This window comes from Leptospira sp. GIMC2001, from assembly GCF_028462125.1.
Lineage (GTDB): Bacteria > Spirochaetota > Leptospiria > Leptospirales > Leptospiraceae.
In genome coordinates this window covers 1,805,516-1,825,402 of record NZ_CP115468.1, presented here as the reverse complement: position 1 = coordinate 1,825,402, position 19,887 = coordinate 1,805,516, and the positions used below count along the sequence as shown (strand labels likewise).

At 39.4% G+C, this 19,887-nt stretch carries 30 protein-coding genes; all 30 read right to left on the bottom strand.

Features of this window, described 5'->3' with window-relative positions:
- Window positions 1-114, bottom strand: a complete 114-nt coding sequence (gene rpmJ / locus O4O04_RS09895) for a 50S ribosomal protein L36 (protein ID WP_272535755.1) — start codon at window positions 112-114, stop codon at window positions 1-3.
- Between the two features lie 9 nt (window positions 115-123).
- Complete coding sequence (infA, locus tag O4O04_RS09890; RefSeq protein ID WP_272535754.1) at window positions 124-342, bottom strand: translation initiation factor IF-1; 219 nt, start codon at window positions 340-342, stop codon at window positions 124-126.
- Window positions 343-345: 3 nt separating this feature from the next.
- Window positions 346-909, bottom strand: coding sequence for an adenylate kinase (locus O4O04_RS09885; RefSeq protein WP_272536059.1), 564 nt, complete (start codon window positions 907-909; stop codon window positions 346-348).
- Between the two features lie 3 nt (window positions 910-912).
- The gene (gene secY / locus O4O04_RS09880; RefSeq protein ID WP_272535753.1) at window positions 913-2,289 is read right to left on the bottom strand and encodes a preprotein translocase subunit SecY; all 1,377 of its coding nucleotides are present in this window, start codon (window positions 2,287-2,289) and stop codon (window positions 913-915) included.
- A gap of 11 nt (window positions 2,290-2,300) precedes the next feature.
- A complete protein-coding gene (rplO, locus tag O4O04_RS09875; protein WP_272535752.1) occupies window positions 2,301-2,834 on the bottom strand; it encodes a 50S ribosomal protein L15 in 534 nt (177 codons plus the stop codon).
- 1 nt (window position 2,835) lies between these two features.
- Window positions 2,836-3,018 (bottom strand): 50S ribosomal protein L30, encoded by a 183-nt coding sequence (gene rpmD, locus O4O04_RS09870; RefSeq protein WP_272535750.1) that lies wholly within the window; start codon window positions 3,016-3,018, stop codon window positions 2,836-2,838.
- A gap of 3 nt (window positions 3,019-3,021) precedes the next feature.
- Entirely contained in the window at window positions 3,022-3,525 is a 504-nt protein-coding gene (gene rpsE, locus O4O04_RS09865; RefSeq protein WP_272535749.1) for a 30S ribosomal protein S5, read from the bottom strand.
- Between the two features lies 1 nt (window position 3,526).
- A complete protein-coding gene (gene rplR / locus O4O04_RS09860) occupies window positions 3,527-3,895 on the bottom strand; it encodes a 50S ribosomal protein L18 (protein WP_272535748.1) in 369 nt (122 codons plus the stop codon).
- Between the two features lie 3 nt (window positions 3,896-3,898).
- The gene (gene rplF / locus O4O04_RS09855) at window positions 3,899-4,438 is read right to left on the bottom strand and encodes a 50S ribosomal protein L6 (RefSeq protein ID WP_272535746.1); all 540 of its coding nucleotides are present in this window, start codon (window positions 4,436-4,438) and stop codon (window positions 3,899-3,901) included.
- Window positions 4,439-4,458: 20 nt separating this feature from the next.
- Entirely contained in the window at window positions 4,459-4,857 is a 399-nt protein-coding gene (rpsH, locus tag O4O04_RS09850; RefSeq protein WP_272535744.1) for a 30S ribosomal protein S8, read from the bottom strand.
- 19 nt (window positions 4,858-4,876) lie between these two features.
- The gene (locus O4O04_RS09845) at window positions 4,877-5,062 is read right to left on the bottom strand and encodes a type Z 30S ribosomal protein S14 (protein ID WP_272535742.1); all 186 of its coding nucleotides are present in this window, start codon (window positions 5,060-5,062) and stop codon (window positions 4,877-4,879) included.
- A gap of 12 nt (window positions 5,063-5,074) precedes the next feature.
- Window positions 5,075-5,626 (bottom strand): 50S ribosomal protein L5, encoded by a 552-nt coding sequence (gene rplE, locus O4O04_RS09840; RefSeq protein ID WP_272535741.1) that lies wholly within the window; start codon window positions 5,624-5,626, stop codon window positions 5,075-5,077.
- A gap of 1 nt (window position 5,627) precedes the next feature.
- The gene (gene rplX / locus O4O04_RS09835; RefSeq protein ID WP_272535740.1) at window positions 5,628-5,984 is read right to left on the bottom strand and encodes a 50S ribosomal protein L24; all 357 of its coding nucleotides are present in this window, start codon (window positions 5,982-5,984) and stop codon (window positions 5,628-5,630) included.
- A complete protein-coding gene (rplN, locus tag O4O04_RS09830; RefSeq protein WP_272535739.1) occupies window positions 5,984-6,376 on the bottom strand; it encodes a 50S ribosomal protein L14 in 393 nt (130 codons plus the stop codon). The genes rplX and rplN overlap by 1 nt, the downstream gene beginning before the upstream one ends.
- On the bottom strand, window positions 6,373-6,642 hold the full coding sequence (rpsQ, locus tag O4O04_RS09825) for a 30S ribosomal protein S17 (protein WP_272535738.1): 270 nt from the start codon (window positions 6,640-6,642) through the stop codon (window positions 6,373-6,375). The genes rplN and rpsQ overlap by 4 nt, the downstream gene beginning before the upstream one ends.
- A gap of 5 nt (window positions 6,643-6,647) precedes the next feature.
- Window positions 6,648-6,854, bottom strand: coding sequence for a 50S ribosomal protein L29 (gene rpmC / locus O4O04_RS09820; RefSeq protein ID WP_272535737.1), 207 nt, complete (start codon window positions 6,852-6,854; stop codon window positions 6,648-6,650).
- Entirely contained in the window at window positions 6,851-7,264 is a 414-nt protein-coding gene (gene rplP / locus O4O04_RS09815; RefSeq protein ID WP_272535735.1) for a 50S ribosomal protein L16, read from the bottom strand. Before rplP ends, rpmC begins: the two co-directional genes overlap by 4 nt.
- A gap of 12 nt (window positions 7,265-7,276) precedes the next feature.
- A complete protein-coding gene (gene rpsC, locus O4O04_RS09810) occupies window positions 7,277-7,954 on the bottom strand; it encodes a 30S ribosomal protein S3 (RefSeq protein WP_272535734.1) in 678 nt (225 codons plus the stop codon).
- A 1-nt stretch (window position 7,955) separates the two neighbouring features.
- Window positions 7,956-8,312 carry a 50S ribosomal protein L22 gene (gene rplV / locus O4O04_RS09805; RefSeq protein ID WP_272535732.1) on the bottom strand — a complete coding sequence of 119 codons (357 nt, stop codon included), beginning with the start codon at window positions 8,310-8,312 and terminating at the stop codon, window positions 7,956-7,958.
- Window positions 8,313-8,318: 6 nt separating this feature from the next.
- Window positions 8,319-8,597, bottom strand: a complete 279-nt coding sequence (gene rpsS / locus O4O04_RS09800; RefSeq protein WP_272535731.1) for a 30S ribosomal protein S19 — start codon at window positions 8,595-8,597, stop codon at window positions 8,319-8,321.
- A 10-nt stretch (window positions 8,598-8,607) separates the two neighbouring features.
- Window positions 8,608-9,444, bottom strand: a complete 837-nt coding sequence (rplB, locus tag O4O04_RS09795) for a 50S ribosomal protein L2 (protein WP_272535730.1) — start codon at window positions 9,442-9,444, stop codon at window positions 8,608-8,610.
- A gap of 2 nt (window positions 9,445-9,446) precedes the next feature.
- Window positions 9,447-9,788, bottom strand: coding sequence for a 50S ribosomal protein L23 (gene rplW, locus O4O04_RS09790; protein ID WP_272535728.1), 342 nt, complete (start codon window positions 9,786-9,788; stop codon window positions 9,447-9,449).
- Window positions 9,788-10,429, bottom strand: coding sequence for a 50S ribosomal protein L4 (gene rplD / locus O4O04_RS09785; RefSeq protein WP_272535727.1), 642 nt, complete (start codon window positions 10,427-10,429; stop codon window positions 9,788-9,790). Before rplD ends, rplW begins: the two co-directional genes overlap by 1 nt.
- Before the next feature lie 12 nt (window positions 10,430-10,441).
- Window positions 10,442-11,065, bottom strand: a complete 624-nt coding sequence (gene rplC / locus O4O04_RS09780) for a 50S ribosomal protein L3 (RefSeq protein ID WP_272535726.1) — start codon at window positions 11,063-11,065, stop codon at window positions 10,442-10,444.
- An 11-nt stretch (window positions 11,066-11,076) separates the two neighbouring features.
- Window positions 11,077-11,385 (bottom strand): 30S ribosomal protein S10, encoded by a 309-nt coding sequence (gene rpsJ / locus O4O04_RS09775; protein ID WP_272535725.1) that lies wholly within the window; start codon window positions 11,383-11,385, stop codon window positions 11,077-11,079.
- A gap of 9 nt (window positions 11,386-11,394) precedes the next feature.
- Window positions 11,395-12,600, bottom strand: a complete 1,206-nt coding sequence (gene tuf / locus O4O04_RS09770) for an elongation factor Tu (RefSeq protein WP_272535723.1) — start codon at window positions 12,598-12,600, stop codon at window positions 11,395-11,397.
- 35 nt (window positions 12,601-12,635) lie between these two features.
- Window positions 12,636-14,474 carry a GTP-binding protein gene (locus O4O04_RS09765; RefSeq protein WP_272535721.1) on the bottom strand — a complete coding sequence of 613 codons (1,839 nt, stop codon included), beginning with the start codon at window positions 14,472-14,474 and terminating at the stop codon, window positions 12,636-12,638.
- 107 nt (window positions 14,475-14,581) lie between these two features.
- On the bottom strand, window positions 14,582-15,055 hold the full coding sequence (gene rpsG / locus O4O04_RS09760) for a 30S ribosomal protein S7 (RefSeq protein WP_272535719.1): 474 nt from the start codon (window positions 15,053-15,055) through the stop codon (window positions 14,582-14,584).
- A gap of 11 nt (window positions 15,056-15,066) precedes the next feature.
- Window positions 15,067-15,441: a 30S ribosomal protein S12 gene (rpsL, locus tag O4O04_RS09755; protein ID WP_272535717.1), complete on the bottom strand. Its 375-nt coding sequence runs from the start codon at window positions 15,439-15,441 to the stop codon at window positions 15,067-15,069.
- A gap of 78 nt (window positions 15,442-15,519) precedes the next feature.
- Window positions 15,520-19,884, bottom strand: coding sequence for a DNA-directed RNA polymerase subunit beta' (gene rpoC, locus O4O04_RS09750; protein ID WP_272535714.1), 4,365 nt, complete (start codon window positions 19,882-19,884; stop codon window positions 15,520-15,522).
- Window positions 19,885-19,887: the final 3 nt, after the last annotated feature.

Genomic DNA, 19,887 nt, shown 5'->3' with positions numbered 1-19,887 from the left:
TTATCTCTGCCTCTGTTTATGCTTCGGATTGGTGCAAATCACTCGGATAACGCCTTTTCTGCGGATCACCTTGCAACTGGAACAAATTTTCTTAACTGAACTGCGTACTTTCATCTGATTCCTTTATTTCTTTCTGTAAGTAATTCGACCTTTGGAAAGATCATACGGAGAAAGTTCTACTGTTACTTTATCTCCCGGTAGAATTCGAATGTAATGCATTCTCATCTTTCCGGAAATGTGAGCGAGAACCTTGTGGCCATTCTCTAACTCTACCTTAAACATCGCGTTTGGTAGAGGTTCAATTACCACTCCGTCAATCGTAATAGCTTCTTCCTTAGCCAAATATTACCCCAATATTCCCATTATTTCTTTTGTTATATCATCCATTGAACCAACCCCGTTTACTTCTTTGAGGATTCCCTCTTTTTTATAGTAATCAATTAGGGGGTAAGTCTTGGAATTATAATTCGATAGACGATTCTTAATCGTCTCCTCATTATCGTCCGCTCTTCCTTCTTTTTCCGCTCTTTTGAGAAGTCGTCCAACAAGTTCTGCGTCTGGAACAGCCAAATTCACAACGGCGTCCAATTCCATATGCATTTCTTTGAGAATTTTATCCAAAGCCCCAGCCTGCTCAACAGTTCTAGGAAATCCGTCTAAAATAAAACCCTTTGCACAGTCCGCTTCCGCTAAACGGTCGCGAATAATACCTATAACTACAACATCTGGAACGAGGTCCCCGGCGTCCATGAATTTTTTAGCTTCTAAACCCATTGCAGTAGAATTTTTTACAGCTTCTCTTAGAATTTCTCCAGTGGAAATCTGCGGGATATGAAATTTATCCTTAACGATGTCTGCTTGAGTCCCTTTTCCAGCACCTGGTGGACCCATAAATATCAGTCGCTTCATCATCTACCTGCCTTTGATCCTAGATTTTTTCATGAAACCTTCGTAATTTCTCATTAACAATTGTGCTTCAATCTGTTTCAAAGTTTCGAGTGCAACACCCACCATGATCAATAGGGATGTTCCACCGAAGGTATAAACCAGAGCTCCACCACCAGTATTATTGCCTAAATTCAAAAATTTAATAATTAAATAAGGAGCAAGTGCAAGACCTGCAAGAAACATAGCGCCCGGTAAAGTAATTCTATTCAAAACTTTTTCAATATAATCTTTGGTTGGTCCACCCTGACGAATACCAGGAATCGATCCACCGAACTTTTTCAAATTGTCTGCTAATTCTTGAGGGTTGAATTGAATCGCAGTATAGAAATATGCAAAGAAAACAATAAGCCCAGTATAGATAAGATAGTAAAAACCAGCTCTATACCAGATTTGGGAGAATGGATTGAAAAAATCCATCACAACTGCCCAACCAGCCCATCCTTCAAAGTTAGAAGAAAAATACTGGATAATAGTCTGAGGAAAAAGGATCAATGACGATGCAAAAATAATAGGCATCACATTTGCGCCGTTCACTTTGAACGGAATGGATTGACTCTTAGCTTGAACCATCCTTCTTCCAACCATCTGTTTACCATACTGTAGAGGAACTTTTCTTACACCTTGCGTAAGAATAACAGTAAAAGATATCAAAACTACGAATATAAGAAGTAAAATTAATATTGAAAGAGCATCCGATGTATCTGTCGTAAACATTGAGATCATAGCTTCAGGCATACGACCAATGATACCGGCAAAAATAAGTAAAGAGATTCCATTTCCAATTCCACGTTCTGTTATCTGTTCACCCATCCAAACAAGAAGGATTGTCCCTGTTGTAATCGATAACAAACCAAGAAAGAAGAAATACGGTTCGACAGATGGATTGATCAGTCCTGGATATTTGGCTGCAGCTGCATCTGTTCCCGTTGACCAAGATTTCGCAAGATGGATTACTGCAAGAGATTGAACAGCGCAAAGCAAAATAGTTCCATATTTAGTATACTGCTGAATCTTCTTTCTTCCTTCATCCCCTTCCTTTTGCAATTTTTGCAAAGATGGAATCAATACCATAACAAGCTGCATGATAATAGATGAAGAAATGTAAGGCATAATGCCCAGAGCAAAAATAGAAAATTTGAGAAGAGCGCCCCCAGCAAACAGATCCACCATATTCAAGAAACCTTCACCTGGCTCAGAGGAAATTCCCGACACAATCAATGAATTGATACCTGGAATGGAAACATGGGTTCCCATTCGAAACAACAACAACATAAATAGCGTAAATAGTATCTTACTTCTGAGCTCTGGTATCTTGAATATATTGGCGATCGTATTTAACAAAAGATACTCCTTTATTTCTCTTTCTTCTCAACTGTCTTGAGAATAGCCTTTCCACCTGCTTTTTCGATTTTCTCTTTGGCAGAAGCAGAAAATCCGTCAGCTGTGATTTCAATAGCAACATTGATTTCACCTGTTCCCAGGATTTTGATCAATTTGTTTTCGTCTTTGATTAGGTTTTTGGCTTTCAATTCCGCAGCACCGATCACACCAGAAATTCCAGCTTTAGTGATCGCAAGTAAGTTAACTGCCTGAAAATCTAAGTGGTTTCTGCTAGTAAAACCTCGTTTTGGAAGTCGTCTGTGAAGTGGAAGTTGTCCACCTTCGAAACCTCGTCTAACAGTATTACGTGCTTTTTGACCTTTACTTCCTCTTGTGGAAGTTTTACCCATTCCGGATCCTGGTCCTTGACCTACTCTTTTTTTGCTAGTCTTTGCACCTTTTGCAATGGGAATAGAATTTGAATTTCCAGTTGAAGTTGATTTTTTGGTTCTTTTTTTGCCAAAAGCCCGAGCTGAATCAACTCTTGTATTTTTATTCTCTGACATTTTACTTTACCTTCTCAACAGTAACAAGGTGGGTTACACTTCGTAACATTCCTTGTATCTGCGGAGTGAGTTTGTGTTTACGGGACGCACCTTTTTTCTTAAGCCCAAGAGCAATCAATGTCTTTCTATGGGCAGGGTTTGTTCCGATCGAACTTTTAGATTGGGTAACTAATACATCTTCCATGTCTTATTCCTTACCAAAAAGTTTGCTAATGCTAATGCCTCTTCTCTTCAAGGCCATTGAGGGAGTCTGTAATTGAGTTAGAGCGTCTAATGTAGCCTTAACAATATTCATAGAGTTTCCAGAACCATAGGTCTTAGAAAGCAAATCTTGAACACCGATTCTCTCAACTACTGATCTCACATGAGCTCCAGCGATAATTCCAGTTCCCGCAGAAGCTGGCTTTAGAAGCACTCTAGCAGATTTGAACTTTCCTATCACTTCATGAGGGATAGTATGCCCAATATATTGGATATCTACAAGGTTTTTCTTTGCACTTTCGATAGACTTACGAATTGCGTCAGGGACTTCGTTTGCTTTCCCAAATCCGATTCCGACTCGGCCTTTTCCATCACCCACAACTGACAATGCATTGAAGGAAAATCTACGACCACCCTTCACAACTTTTGCAACGCGGTCGATCTTTACAACCTTCTCAGTAAATTCTTTTTGTTCTTCTTCGATAATCATATTAGAACTCTAATCCCCCTTCTCTTGCAGAATCAGCAAAAGCAGCAATCACACCATGGTAGAGCATTCCTGATCTATCCATCATCACTTTAACCACGCCTGCTTTCTTTGCTCTTTCCGAGACAATTTTGCCAAGAGCGACTGCAGCAGATTTACTTTTTTTGCTATTCTCATGTGAAGGAAAATCCTTCTCCAAGGTAGTTGCAGAAACCAAGGTTTTGCCTTGGACATCATCAATGATCTGAACTGCAAGATACTTGTTCGATTTATTGATGACCAACCTAGGTCGGTCACCGTTTTTCTTAAGCTTATATCTTGCGCGATCCGAACGTCTCTGTTGATTGATTTTCTTCTTCGTCTTGTTAATCATGACTTATTTCTTACCTGTCTTACCAGCTTTACGCTTGATAGTTTCATCAGAGTATTTGATTCCTTTGCCTTTATATGGCTCTGGAGGTCTCTTAGAACGGATATCAGCAGCAACTTGACCAACAAGTTGTCTATTGATTCCTTTGATCTTAATCTTAAGCTGATCTGCTACTTCAATTTTGATTCCTTGAGGCATTGGGAAAACTACATCATGGGAATAACCTAGATTCATAACAAGATCATTGCCTTTGATCTGAGCTCTGTAACCCACACCGGTAATCTCGAGGTTCTTTTCCCAACCTTCACTAACGCCTTTTACGGAATTCGAAAATAAAGCTCTTACCAATCCATGAAGTGCAAGAGTATTCTTAGATTCATTGCTTCTTACAAAGCTAATGGTTCCGTCGGATAACTCCATCTTGATTCCTTCAAAAATCGGGGTTTCAAGTTCCCCTAAAGGACCTTTAACCTGGATCTTGTCGCCTAATTCTTTAACTTCTACCTTTGCTGGTAGCTTTACAATTGCTTTTCCTACTCTGGACATGGTCTTGATCTTTCATAAGGTTAGAACACCTTACAAATGACTTCCCCTCCTATCTTGAGTTGTCGGGCTTTCTTGCCAGTCATAACACCTTGAGAAGTTGATATAATCAAAGTTCCTAAGTTATTTCTGAATGGACGAATGTCAGCTGACTGAATATAAATTCTACGACCTGGTTTTGAAACTTTTTGAATAAGTTTTATAACCGGTTGTTTGTTTGTATCATATTTCAATTTAACTTGATAATCATCAAAGTTCCCAGTTTTTACCGAGTTGAAATCAGAAATATATCCTTCTTCTTTCAATAAATCAAGTATGTTCTTTTTGATTTTGGATCCAGGAATAACGCAAGACTCGTGCTTAGCACGTTGCGCATTTCTGATTCTTGTTAACATGTCCGCTATTGGATCTGAGAGACTCATATATACCTCTTTCCTTTAATTACCAGGAAGCCTTAACGACGCCTGGGATCTGACCTTTACTTGCCAGATCGCGGAAGCAAATCCTGCACATATCAAACCGTCTAAGGTATCCGTGAACCCGTCCGCAGAGAGGGCATCTATTGTATTCACGCACTGAAAATTTCTTTTTCTTAGCATGACGTTCCATCATTGACTTTTTAGCCATTGTAATCTCCTGTTAATTCTTGTTTCGATAGGGCATTCCGAACCCCTCGAACAGGTTATACGCTTCTTCGTCCTTTTCCGCAGAAGTAACGAATGTTATATTGATACCGTATATATTATTGATTTTATCGAATTGGATCTCTGGAAAAATAATCTGCTCTCTAACAGAAATATTATAGTTCCCTCTTCCATCGAAACCTTTTGGATTCACGCCCTTGAAGTCACGAACCCTCGGCAATGCAACATTGATCAATCTATCAAGAAACTCATACATATAGTTACCGCGAAGTGTAACTTTACATCCAAGAACCATCCCTTCTCTCACTTTAAATCCAGCTATAGATTTCTTCGCGATAGTTTTGACAGCTTTCTGACCAGTGATCAAACCCAATTCATCAAGTGCAGCTTCCATCATTTTTGGATTGGCATGAGCTTCACCCATACCAACGTTCAAAACAATTTTCTCTAATCGAGGCACTCTCATAACTGACTTGAATCCAAATTTCTTTTGGATATTCGGACGAATCTCTTGTAAATATTTCTCTTTTAATCTAGGGAATTTCATTCTAGATCTCCCTTCCTTCTGGTTTCGTTACACGAACCTTCTTTCCTTTTACTTCAGCAGAACCCAAACGAACGCCTTTCTTCTTTTTAGAATCAAAGAACATTACATTGGAAATATGAAGAGGAAATTCGATTTCAATTTGTCCGCCCTGTGGGTTTTCTTGAGTCGGACGAACAAATCTTTTTCTTTTGTTAACGCCTTCAATGAAAACTCGGTCTCTTTTTTTGTCTAGAGCTAGGATTTTTCCTTTCTTACCTTTGTCTTTTCCAGCAATTACAACCACTTCATCGTCTTTGTGTAATTTTACTTTCTTGAACTTGGTTGGCTCTGAACCTTTATAAATTGCTTTAGCTGGCATTATAATACCTCCGGAGCAAGAGATACAATTTTCATATATTTCTTATCTCTTAGTTCTTTAGCGACAGGCCCAAAAATACGAGTTCCTTTCGGATTGCCCTTATCATCGATGATTGCAACAGCGTTGTCATCAAATCTGATATAGGATCCATCTGGTCTTCTGATTTCTTTCTTGGTTCTCACGACAACCGCTCTCTGAACAGCTTTTCCGTGAACCTTCTTGCCTTGTCCATCACGCAAGCCGTAACCTGGTTGAGAAGACTTCACTGCAACAATGATCTCGTCTCCGATTGTTGCGTATCTTTTTTTGGATCCACCCAAAACTTTGATACACATAACCTTTTTTATTCCAGAGTTATCAGCAACTTGTAGTATAGTTTCTTGCTGGATCATACCAATTTAGCCTTATCAATAATTTTTACTAACTTGTGACGCTTATCCCTTGAAAGAGGTCTTGTCTCAACAGCTAGAATTGTATCGCCAACATTACATTCATTCTTCTCATCATGCACTTTGATCTTAGATGTGCTTGTTGTAATTTTCTTAAACAACGGATGCATGCTCTTTGTAAGTGACTCTATAACAACTGTCTTGTTCATAGCATTGGAAACTACTTTGCCTTGAACGGTCAGAGATTTTCTTTGTTCTGCGTGTTCCATAATTACTATCCTTGTCGAACCTTAGCTAAATCTCGTTCCCTTTGTATGGTCAAAATTCTAGCAATTTTTTTCTTGGTATCACGAATCTTCTTCGGATTTTCCAAATTCTTTTCCACAGCAAATTTGAACCTTTGAGAACGAATTTCTTCGCGAGCTTCCCCTAACTGGTTCTTTAGATCTGCATCATTTAATTCATGAAGTTTGTTTTTCATAACAAATTCCTTTTAACAAATACGGTTTGCAGAGGAAGCTTAAAGGAAGCAAGTTCCAAAGCCTTTTTCGCAGTCGCTTCGTCAATTCCACTCATTTCAAATAATACTCTTCCTGGTCGGATCTCTGCGATCCAGAATTCTGGGTTACCTTTACCTTTACCCATCCGAGTTTCGGCTGGTTTCTTGGTAATTGGAACATGCGGAAAAATACGAATCCATAATTTTCCACCACGTTTCACTTGACGATTGATTGTAACTCTCGCTGCTTCAATCTGTCTTGCAGTCAAGCGACCAGATGTAATTGCTTTAAGACCAAATTCTCCGAAAGAAACTTTAGAGCCTCTTTCGTCCATGCCCTTAAGTCTTCCTCTCTGTCTTTTTCTAAATTTAACTCTTTTCGGGGATAACATCAGGAACTCCTATTAGCTGGTCCTTCGCTTAACGGCGTATTTGTCGTCTTCTGACTCTTCTTTTGTTGGGAAATAATCACCAGTGTAAGTCCATACTTTCACTCCGATCTGTCCGTAAGTAGTAAGAGCTTCTTTGAATCCATAATCAATTTTTGCTCGTAATGTGTGTAGAGGAACTCGACCTTCCATATACTTCTCAACACGAGCCATATCAGCCCCGTTAAGACGTCCGGAAATTTGGATCTTGATTCCTTCAACACCACCTCTCATCGCACGACGAAGCTCTTGCTTCATTACTCGACGAAATGGCATACGTTGTTCAATCTGAACCGCAATTGTCTCAGCCACTGCTTGAGCAACAATCTCCGGTTTCTTCACTTCGATAATATTCAAACTAATTGGCTTTTCAGCCATTGTTCTCAATTCAGTTTTTATAGCCTCAATGTTGTTACCTTTCTGTCCAATAACAACACCAGGTTTAGAAGTATGAATATTTACATTTATTTTCTCAGGAAATCTCTCAACGATCACCTTAACTACACCAGCGTTCTTCAATTTTTTTAGAAGAAACCGACGAATCTTGAGATCCTCATGAAGATTTTTTTTGTATTCCATCTTAGAAAACCAAATGGAATCCCAAGTTCTAGTAATGCCTAATCTTAGGCCAATTGGATTAACTTTTTGTCCCATACTATCCTTCCGATCCTACTGGTGCCTTGTCCGAAAGAACAAGAGTTATATGACTGAGTCTTTTTCGAATTCGAGAAGCTCTTCCTCTTGCACGAGGTCTGTATCTCTTCATAATTGGGCCATCATCAACATATATTTTAGAAATATAAAGACTCTCTGGCATAACATTCTCATCAGCTTGGATTGCATTCGCAACCGCTGAATTCAAAAGATCAATAATCATATCGGACGCTTTCTTATTGGTAAAACGAAGAATGTCCATGGCTTCTTGATAACCATAACCTCTTACTTCATTCGCAACCAGTCTTGCTTTTCTGGCTGAAATTCTCACGTGCATTGCTACTGCTTTGGCTTCCATTATAACCTACTTTTTAACGGCTTTTTTGTCGCCGGAGTGACCACGAAACGTTCTAGAAGGTGCAAATTCACCTAACTTGTGACCGATCATATTATCGTTAATAAAAACAGGAACAAAAACCTTGCCATTGTGCACCATAACAGTGTGACCAATCATATCAGGATAGATGGTGCTTCTGCGAGACCATGTCTTGAAGGGCTTCTTAATTCCTTCAGAGGTCATCTTAGTAATTTTTTTCATCAAGTGGTCATCGATGAAGGGTCCTTTCTTTAAACTTCTCGCCATTGAATCCTACCTATCTATTCCTGTTTCTCTTTCTCTTCTGAACAATGAATTTGTTCGTAGAGGAATTCTTTCTTGTTTTATATCCTTTAGTTGGTTGACCCCATGGAGAAACTGGATGTCTTCCCCCTGATGTTCTACCTTCACCACCACCATGAGGGTGATCTACAGGGTTCATTACTACCCCACGCACGGAAGGACGTATACCTTTCCAACGATTTCTACCCGCTTTACCAACGGACACTAGGTTATGATCTTTATTACTCAGTTCACCAATTGTAGCCAAACATTCTTTACGAACTTTTCTAACTTCAGAAGAAGGCAATTTTAAGCTAACATAGTCTCCATCTTTCGCTGCAATTACAGCAAATGATCCTGCAGTTCTTGCAATTTGTGCACCTTTTCCAGGTTGCAATTCAATACAATGGACGTTAGTGCCAGGAGGGATTTTGCTCAGAGGTAAAGTATTACCCGGCTTGATCTCTGCAGTTTCAGAAGTCATGACTTTGTCACCGACTTTCAAGCCAGTAGGAGCTAAGATATATCTGTATTCCCCGTCCGCATAGCACAACAACGCGATAAAAGAAGTTCTATTCGGATCGTATTCAACTGTTTTAACAGTTGCAGGAACATTCATTTTTCGACGTTTAAAATCGATAACTCTATATTTCCTTTTGATTCTTCCACCTTTATGGCGAACAGAAATCTTTCCACCGTCTCCGCGACCTGCTTTATAATTGACACTTGAAGTTAAACTCTTCTTAGGCTTTTCAGCCGTAATAGAAGAGAAGTCAGCAACCGATTGAGTTCTAGTGCTTGCTGTATATGGTTTTAGTTTCTTGATAGCCATTATTAAACCTTAACTATGTCCAATGTTGTTCCATCATGGAAAGTGACAATTGCCTTCTTCCAGTGTGCTTTTGGAGCTGCAACATATCTGAACTTTTTGATTTTGCCTCTATAAACTTGCATATTAACAGATGCAGGTTTAACATTGAAAATTTTCTCAATAGCTTCTTTTACTTGGATCTTATTTGCATCAACATGAACTTTGAAGCTGTATTTCGTAATTTTCTTGCCATTGCTCGCACGTCTTGAATTCTTTCTCTTTTCTTCAATTCTTTCGTGAATAGCTTCCAATTCCTGTGATTTCTCAGTAATGAGAGGGGCGATAATTATCTGATCCGCAACCATTATTTGGATTCTCCTTTACCATACTGAGCAAGCATATCATTTAGAGCTGACTCAGAAATAACCAAACTATTGTTATAGAGAATATCTCTACAAACAACTCGTTTAGCATTTACATACTTTAAGAAAGGAATATTTCTTGTTGATCTTTTTAGAAATTGATTTTCGCCAGTTACAACAAATCCAACATTTCCTTTGTCGGAAATTTCCATATTCTTCAATATGTTAAAGATCGTTTTTGTAGAATAAGCCTCAGGAGTGATATCCTCTATGATCTTGATTCTAGATTCGTCTGCTTTTTTGTTTAATATTGAAAGCACTGCTTTCTTCTTAACATTGCTGGATAGGTTTGAAGAATAATCTCTTGGCTTTGGTCCATGGATTATACCACCACCGACCCAATGAGGAGCACGCGAAGATCCTTGTCTAGCACGACCGGTTCCTTTTTGAGCCCAAGGCTTTTTACCACCACCACGAACTTCACTCTTGTCTTTAGTCGAATGAGTTCCTTGTCTGGCATTCGCATTTTCTGCCTTGATTGCATCATATATCGCACCAGAGGAGACTCCGGTAGCGAACAAACCGTCCGGTAAGTTAACTTCACCGATTAGCTTGCCTTCTTTTGAATACTTTTGTGCTTTCATTCTGATTAAACCTTATATCTTTTCGATCGTTACGATTGAGGTGTCGCTGCCTGGAACATTTCCAGAAACAAAAACTAGATTGTCTGCCTCGATGATCCTAACAATTTTTGCATTTCGAATTGTAGCCTGGTCTTGACCCATTCTACCACCCATCTTCATCCCTTTAAATACTCTTGATGGAGTCGAACCCGCACCAATCGAACCAGGATGTTTTTGGAATCTTGAACCGTGTGTTTTTGGACCACCGGCGAAACCATGTCTTTTGACAACACCTTGAAAACCTTTACCTTTGGAAAGACCTACAACCTTAACGTTATCATTGAGCTGAAATACGTCTGACGCACTCAGTTCTTTTCCCAATGAAACTTCTTCACCAAAGTTTCTGAATTCTCGGAATACTTTTCTAAGAGCAGTGATTCCTGCTTTTGCAAGATGGCCTTTTATAGCTTTACCAATAGATTTCTCTTTTACGGTTCCAAAGCTTAGCTGAACGGCATCATATCCATCATTGGCAACTGTTTTCACTTGTGAAACTCCACAAGGTCCAACACGAAGAACAGTCACAGGTATAACTTTTCCTTCTTCATTGAAGATTTGAGTCATTCCTATTTTTTCTGCTATTAGTCCTTTCGCCATTTCCGTTATCCTTACGACTTGATATCTACAGAAACACCAGCAGGAAGTTGAAGTTTCATTAGAGCCTCAACTGTGTCCTCGTTAGTGTTAAGTATATCGATCAGCCTTTTATGCGTTCTCATTTCAAACTGCTCTCTCGCTTTTTTATTTACGTGAGGGGATCGCAGTACTGTATAAATTTCTTTCTTTGTAGGCAAAGGAATTGGACCAGAGACAGATGCCCCAGTCCTTTTCGCAGTCGCTACAATCTCATAGGTTGATTGGTCAATCAACCTATGATCAAATGCTTTTAACTTTACTCTGATTCTTTGGCCAGTCATTCTTTACTCTTATTCCACGATCTGAGCAACTACGCCGGAACCAATTGTTCTTCCACCTTCACGAATCGCGAATTTAAGACCTTGGTCCATCGCAATCGGGTGAATAAGTTCAATTGACATAGTGACGTTGTCACCAGGCATAACCATCTCAGCACCATCTGGCAAATTACAAACTCCAGTAATATCAGTAGTTCTGAAGTAAAACTGTGGTCGGTAATTATTGAAGAAAGGAGTATGACGTCCACCTTCATCTTTAGTAAGAACGTAAACTTCTGCTTTAAATTTCTTATGAGGAGTAATTGATCCTGGCTTAGCTAAAACTTGGCCTCTTTCAATATCTTCTTTTTTAGTTCCACGAAGAAGAGCACCAATATTGTCTCCAGCTTTCGCGTCATCAAGAAGCTTACGGAACATTTCGATTCCAGTTACAACTGTTTTTGTTGTATCACGGATACCAACGATTTCGATCTCGTCGTTGATTTTTAGAATTCCTTGCTCTACTCTTCCTGTTGCAACTGTTCCACGACCAGTGATAGAGAATACATCCTCTACTGGCATTAGGAAAGGTTTGTCAAGAATACGAGTAGGATCTGGAACATAAGTATCAACAGCTTCCATCAATTTTACAATTGAATTCATTCCTAGATCTGAATCATCGCCTTCAAGTGCTTTCAATGCAGAACCAGAAACGAAAGGAGTTTTATCACCTGGGAAATTGTATTTATTCAAAAGATCTTTGATCTCTTCTTTTACCATTTCAACCATGTCTTCTCTTTCGTCTTCAGCCAACATGTCAGCTTTGTTAAGATAAACTACGATGTAAGGAACACCAACTTGGCGAGCAAGAAGGATATGTTCTTTAGTTTGAGGCATAGCACCATCAGTTGCAGAAACTACAAGAATAGCTGCATCCATCTGAGCTGCACCAGTAATCATGTTTTTAACATAGTCAGCGTGACCTGGACAATCTACGTGTGCATAATGTCTTTTTTCGGTTTCATACTCTTGATGCGATGTTGCAATTGTTATACCACGAGCTTTTTCTTCGGGTGCGTTATCGATCTGATCGTATGCAATAGCCTTATTACTTCCACCAAGCTTTTTCGCTAGTGTAGTTGTAATTGCAGCCGTTAAGGTAGTCTTGCCATGGTCAACGTGTCCGATTGTACCGATGTTCAAGTGTGGTTTTGTTCTGTCGAATTTTGCTTTTGCCATGCTCTATTCAATTCCCCTAAGATAATTAGCAGTCCCTAACGGGCCTTTCTTTCATTTAGAACGTTGTAATTTTCGGGGCTAAAGGTATTTCTTTGGAAAGAAATACCTGTCCCTTTGGTCATATTTCTAAGAGCCCCCGAAAAGCCAAGTAGGTTTTCTGTGCCTACTCGCGCCAGGATTTGAGATTTATCAGAAAATCTCTTCCTTATGTCAATAATATGCGCTGATCTTTTTTGCAGAAGGGACAGCACATTCCCTACATAAGTATCATCTACAAATACTTCCAAATCAGAAACAGGACCAATGAGTTCTGTCTGATCTTGAAGCGCTTGCCTGACTCCACTCAGTAAGGCCACTTTTAGCAAGGATGGAGTAAACTCTGTCCCCGCCTCCGGAGGTTCATAGGACACAATGGTTAATTGGGCGCCTAACACCTCTAAGTGGTAATTCCCTTGAGACAACGCCTCAAAGAAACCGGTTGAAATCGCATTGTGTATCTTTTCCGAAAGACTTACCTCGAAGGCTATATGCTTCGAAAATCCGGCAGTATCTTCCAGAATGGCTACGAGCTTGCCGCTTGAGTTTTTAGATTCAAAGGCCGTGTGCTCTAATGCTAGCTTTTTTACCATCGTTTTACAACGTTCATACCTTGCAACTTGTAATTCGCCTACCGCAAAGTTTTTGAGACATAATTCTCTGAATCGAGAAATTGCGATTTCAAGATGAAGCTCACCTCGCCCGTACAATTGATAAGATCCGGTGCTAGAGTCTTCTTTGAGTATATAAGATGGGTCTTCCCAGGAAAGCTCACTCAATGCATTCCAAATTTCTATTCGGTCTTGAGATTGCTCAGCTTCAATGATTGCAACAAACGGAGAGTCGTAAACTGGAGCAATTGATTTCAAATTATTCAGGTCAGGCGATGCAAAGATGTCCCCAGCTTGAATTTTATTGATAGATATAGCCTTATCACCTAGCAAATGATAAGCTTGTGTGATTGGAATATTTTGACCTTGGCAACCAAGCATGTCGCCGCAAGAAAAGTCACGCAATGTGCGAGCAAGAGTCAAATGCCCTAATTCAGAATGATTGATTCGTTTGGATAATATAATCTCTGCACCGGTAACTGGTACGGGGATCGGAAAATTTAGAAGCCCAATAAAATCTAAGAGCTCCCGAACACCTTGTCCAAAATAAGCAGATCCTCCAAATACTGGTGTAAGCTTACTTTTTTCTAAGCCAGTTAATAAACCTAGGCGGGATATTTCGTACAATTTGTTCGGATTAGATAGATACTCACCTACCAATTCTTCATTCCATTCAATTAATTCTAGGTGCGTTCTCTCCGAGAACTTATCTGGTTGAATCCAAATATAATTATAACTTCCTTCAATAAAAACAATTGGCGGAGTTTTCTTGAGAAGCTCCTCTAAAGATACGAGTGATTCAGGTAGAAAATCTTCAGCACGGTCCAATTTATTTATAAAGAAAATTTCTGGAATATTTTTCTCAGACAACGCCTCGTGAAGCATGATTGTCTGGCTCTCAACACCCCGACTTCCATCGATTAGAACAACTGCTAAATCAATCGAATCCAAAACAGATTCCACTTGCGTCCGAAAATCTAAATGTCCTGGAGTGTCGAGTAGATTGATTCTAAAAGGCTGATCAAAATTTTTGCATTCAAACTGCATCAATGAAGATAGAACCGATATTCCTCTTTCTATCTCAACGATAAGAGTATCGGATTCTGTCGTGCCCTCTTCTATTGTTCCAACCGATGGTAAAATTCCAGCTATATGGAGTATCTGCTCAGTTAAGGTAGTCTTACCTGCATCGATATGGGCAAAAATTCCAAGGTTGATCGTTTTCATAGGTATAAAAAACAAAAGACCGGGGTTTCCCACCGGTCCATTCCAAATAAATAAAGGTAAAAGCTTCTATTTCGCTTTAAAGCATAGAAAAATTTAAAGTCAGTAAATTACCAACGATAGTGACTGAATGCTTTGTTGGCATCCGCCATTTTCCTAATATCTTCTTTCTTCTTGATGGAAGAACCTGTTCCTTTCTGAGCTTCCATTAACTCGAATGCAAGTTTTGATTTCATAGATTTTTCGTTTCTTGATCTTGAATATCGAATCAACCAACGAATTCCTAATGCCATCCTTCTTTCTGGACGAACTTCAATAGGAACTTGATACGTTACACCACCAACACGACGAGATTTAACCTCAACTTGTGGCTTCGCATTTTCTAACGCTTCATTAAATACAACGAACGGATCCAATCCAGTTTTTTGCTGAATCAACTCAAGTGCATCATAGAATACTTTCTGAGCTGTGCTTTTTTTACCATCAACCATAAGACAATTGATGAATTTCGCAACTATCTTATCGTTAAATTTTGGATCGCCTTCCATAAGGCGTGGTTCAACTTTTCCTCTTCTTCTAGACATATCTGTATTCCTTAAGCCTTAGGTCTCTTAGCGCCGTATTTAGATCTACTTTTTCTTCTTTTGTCAACGCCTAGCGTATCCAAAGTTCCTCGAACGATATGATAACGAACTCCAGGTAAATCTTTTACCCTTCCACCACGAATCAAAACAACGTTATGTTCCTGAAGGTTGTGACCTTCTCCTGGAATATACGCAGTTACTTCGATTCCTGTTGTCAATCTCACCCGAGCAACCTTTCTCAGAGCTGAGTTTGGTTTCTTTGGTGTAAATGTCATAACACGAGTACAAACTCCTCTTCTTTGAGGAGAGCTCTTAAGAGCAGGTGATTTAGTTCTTTTTTTCTGTAATTTTCGCCCGTGGCGAATCAATTGATTAATTGTTGGCATTTCTGTCTTTTACCTTTTGTGACTTTTACTAAACTTTTGGAATGAGGTGTATTGTAAAGATATTTTCATCAATAAACCTCAATCCTCTTTTTTATCAAGATCTTCATCTTCTTCTTTGTCTGATCCCTTGACCAATTCATCCACGTTGTAGTCGGATTCTAGTTCTTCACCAAGATCGTCATCATCATCTTCCTCAGAATCATCCTCATAAACAGGAGTCAATGTAGCAACTGCTGTGGAGCCATCTTCATTTTCCTCGATCGGATCATCTTCGCCTTCTTCATTTTCGATTAGATCCCAATCCAAATCTCCAGGAATATCTTTGAAAGCATCTACATCTCTATAGTGTTTCATTCCAGTTCCTGCAGGAATCATATGTCCAATGATTACGTTTTCTTTGAGTCCCATGAGATTATCAGTCTTACCCTTAATCGCTGCATCGGTCAGAACTTTTGTGGTTTCTTGGAAAGATGCCGCAGAGAAGAAAGATTCTGTATTCAAAGAAGCTTTTGTCAAACCAAGTAAAATAGGTTGGCAACTAGCTGGGCTACCACCTTCCAATTCAACTCGTCTGTTCTCTTCATCAAATTGAAATTTATCAACTTGTTGTTGGTTCACAAATATCGTATCACCTGGATCCGTGATTGTTACTTTTCGAAGCATCTGTCTAATCACGACTTCAATATGTTTATCATTGATATGAACACCTTGAAGACGATAAACTTCTTGCACTTCTTGTACTAAGTAGACATGCAAAGCATTCGTTCCACGAATAGCCAAAATATCATGTGGATCCAGATTACCATCATCTAGCTGATCGCCTTGCTTCACATAATCTCCGTTTCTTACGCGGATTTGCTTACCGATTGGAATCGATACTTTAACTTTTTCCGATTCATCAGAATCTGGAACAATGTAGATTATACGTTTTTCTTTTACTATCTCGCCACGATCTTCAATCTTACCGTCAATTTCAGCTAAGTTACAAGGATCTTTTGGTCTTCTCGCTTCGAATAATTCATCAACTCGAGGTAGACCACCAGTAATATCTCTAGTTTTCTCAGCGATAGTCGGGATTTTGTATAGAATATCACCTTGATTGACTTTATCACCATTCTGAACTGCAAGAAGAGCATCTACTGGAACAGTGATCTCTTCAACGCCATCAGCACCTGTGATGATTAATCTAGGGTTTAATCTTTCTTTTTTCTGTTCGATTACTTTTAGAATTATATTCGAAGTCTTGGGGTCAACGTCACGTCTTACGTTTTTTCCAACTTCCAAATCTACCCAACTCACAGTTCCGGCTTTTTCCACTAGTCCCAATTCGTTATAAGGATCGAATTCTGCCATAGCTTGATTGGCTGCAATCAATTGGTTCTCTTCAGATTTAACAATAGTTCCTGCTTTAACAGGAATTACTACTTCATCTCCCATGATTCGGAAACGACCGTCGACAATATGAGCTGTTCCTGGCATCTCAGCAGTTATCAGTTGATCACCAGCCAAGTTGGAAGCAAATACTTCCCCTTTTTCAACTCGACTTCCATCTTCAACACGAATATTTGAGATCTCATTCGTAGGATAGTCTTGAATCAAACGCTTTAAGTAGATGGATCCTCTTCTAGAAAATACACTCTGTCCGGAAGAATTCACAACAATTCTTCCATTTATGCTTTGTAGAATTGCAGGATACGGTAGCTTATGTTCTTTTTCTTGAATTGTCGCGGATGCCGCTCCACCAATATGAAAAGTTCTCATTGTCAACTGAGTTCCTGGTTGTCCGATGGATTGTGCTGCAATAGTTCCAACAGCTTCACCGATCTCAACCGGAACGAGTCTCGCAATGTCCATACCGTAACAGCTTGTACAAATTCCGTATCTAGCTTGGCAGGTGAGTGGCGATCTTACTCGAATTTTTTCATAACCTAAGTTCTCAATTTTTTGTCCAACCGCTCTTGTTACAAGAGTGTTCTTAGGTAGAATCAATTCGTTATTAACTGGATCAAGAATATCTTCTGCTGTATATCTTCCGAACAATCTGTCCGCAAGAGATACGATGATATTTTCACCTTCTTTTACAACTCCCAATCGAATTGAATCCTTAGTTCCACAATCTGGTTCAGAAACAATCACATCTTGGGAAATGTCCACCAAACGTCGAGTCAGGTAACCGGCATCAGCTGTTTTAAGAGCAGTATCCGCAAGACCTTTCCGCGCACCATGGGTAGAAATAAAGAATTCTAAGATTCCGAGACCTTCACGGAAGTTTGATCGAATTGCAAGTTCGATGATCTCACCAGATGGTTTTGCCATAAGACCACGCATTCCAGCCAACTGACGAATCTGTTGCTTGGATCCACGCGCACCGGAAGCTGCCATAACGTAAACAGGATTGAAACCATCTCTATCTTTTTCTAGTTCCTTGAACATCCCCTCTGTGATTGAGTCATTGGTTTTAGTCCAGATTTCGATTACTTTTTTATATCTTTCTTCATTCGTGATAATACCTTTTCGGTATTCACTGTCAGCTTTCTCAACTTCTTTGTTTGCATCATTTACGAGGCTTTCTTTAGCAGGAGATACTCGAATGTCTTCAATAGAAATTGTTGGAGAGAAAACAGTTGCGTAATGGTAACCCATTTTCTTGATCTCATCAAGCATAACAACAGTTGCGCCTGGACCAAATTTCTCATAAACATCAGCAATGATTTTGTTGGTTTCTTTATCACCCAAAGTACGATTCACATAATCGTAACCTTTTGGAAATGCAGTATTGAATATCAATCGACCTGAAGTTGTCTCAATGATTTTACCTTGATGTAAAACAGAAATCTTAGATCTTAAATCAACAACACCGCGATCAACAGCGTATTCAACTTCATCCAGTGAACTAAAAAATTTCCCTTCTCCCTTACCGGCTTTAACCTCGGAAGTGAGATAGTAGATTCCAAGAACGATATCTTGTGTCGGTCCACAAATTGGGTGACCGTTCGCTGGGTTTAATATGTTATGCGGAGATAGCATAAGCATCCATGTTTCCAACTGAGCCTTAGGAGCTAGAGGAACGTGAATTGCCATCTGGTCACCGTCGAAGTCAGCGTTGAATGCATGACATACAAGTGGATGGAGTTTGATTGCTTTACCATCAACCAATTTAGGAATAAATGCTTGAATTCCCAATCTATGCAATGTTGGAGCACGGTTTAGAAGAACTGGATGTTCTCTTACCACTACTTCCAATACATCATATACATCTTTTTCTTCTGCTTCAATCTTCTTCTTCGCACTTTTAATATTTGGTGCTAGATCAAGATCTACCAATCGCTTCATGATAAATGGCTTGAAAAGTTCCAGAGCCATTTTTCTAGGAAGACCCATTTGGTGGTATTTGAGTTCAGGACCCACAACGATAACGGAACGACCAGAATAATCCACACGTTTTCCAAGAAGGTTCTGTCTAAAACGACCTTGCTTTCCTTTCAACATGTCTGATATAGATTTTAGAGGTCTGTTTCCTTTTCCCTTAACCGTTCTCTTTCTTCTAGAGTTGTCAAAAAGTGCATCGACAGCTTCTTGCAACATACGCTTCTCGTTACGAACGATGATCTCGGGTGCTTTGAGTGCTAATAGTCTTTTCAATCGATTGTTACGATTGATGACTCTTCTATATAAATCATTTAGATCAGAAGTAGCAAACCTTCCACCTTCTAGCTGAACCATTGGTCTGAGTTCAGGAGGTATAACAGGTACAATATCAAGAACCATCCACTCAGGGCGGTTACCGGAATCACGAAATGCTTCTAAGACTTCTAGTCTCTTGAGAATTCGTTTATCAGTGATTTTGTTTTTATCTTGGATTTTTTGGCGAATAGCTCTTGCTTCTGCATCCACATCGATTCGGGAGAGCAATTCTTTTACAGCATCTCCACCAATACCCGCAACAAATTTATCACCATATTCATCTAGAAAATTATGATATTCATCTTCATCTATCAACTCACCACGAACTCGACCAGAATCAGCTGGATCGATGATCACGTATTTTTCAAAATACAATACTGACTTCAATTGATTGATTGTCATGTCTAGTAGAAGACCCATTCTTGACGGAACCGATCTGTAATACCAGATATGAGAAACTGGAGCTGCAAGTTCAATATGCCCCATTCTCTCACGGCGAACTTTGGAGTGCGTTACTTCCACTCCGCATTTATCACATACAACACCTTTGTAGCGGATCGATTTAAACTTTCCGCAATAACATTCCCAATCCTTCGTTGTTCCAAAAATTTTCTCACAGAAAAGACCATCTCGTTCTGGCTTCAAAGTTCTGTAATTGATAGTCTCTGGCTTTTTGACTTCACCGTATGACCATTCCTTAATCCTTTCAGGAGAGGCTAGTCGGATGGTAATTGAATCAAAGTTATTGTAATTTCTCATAGA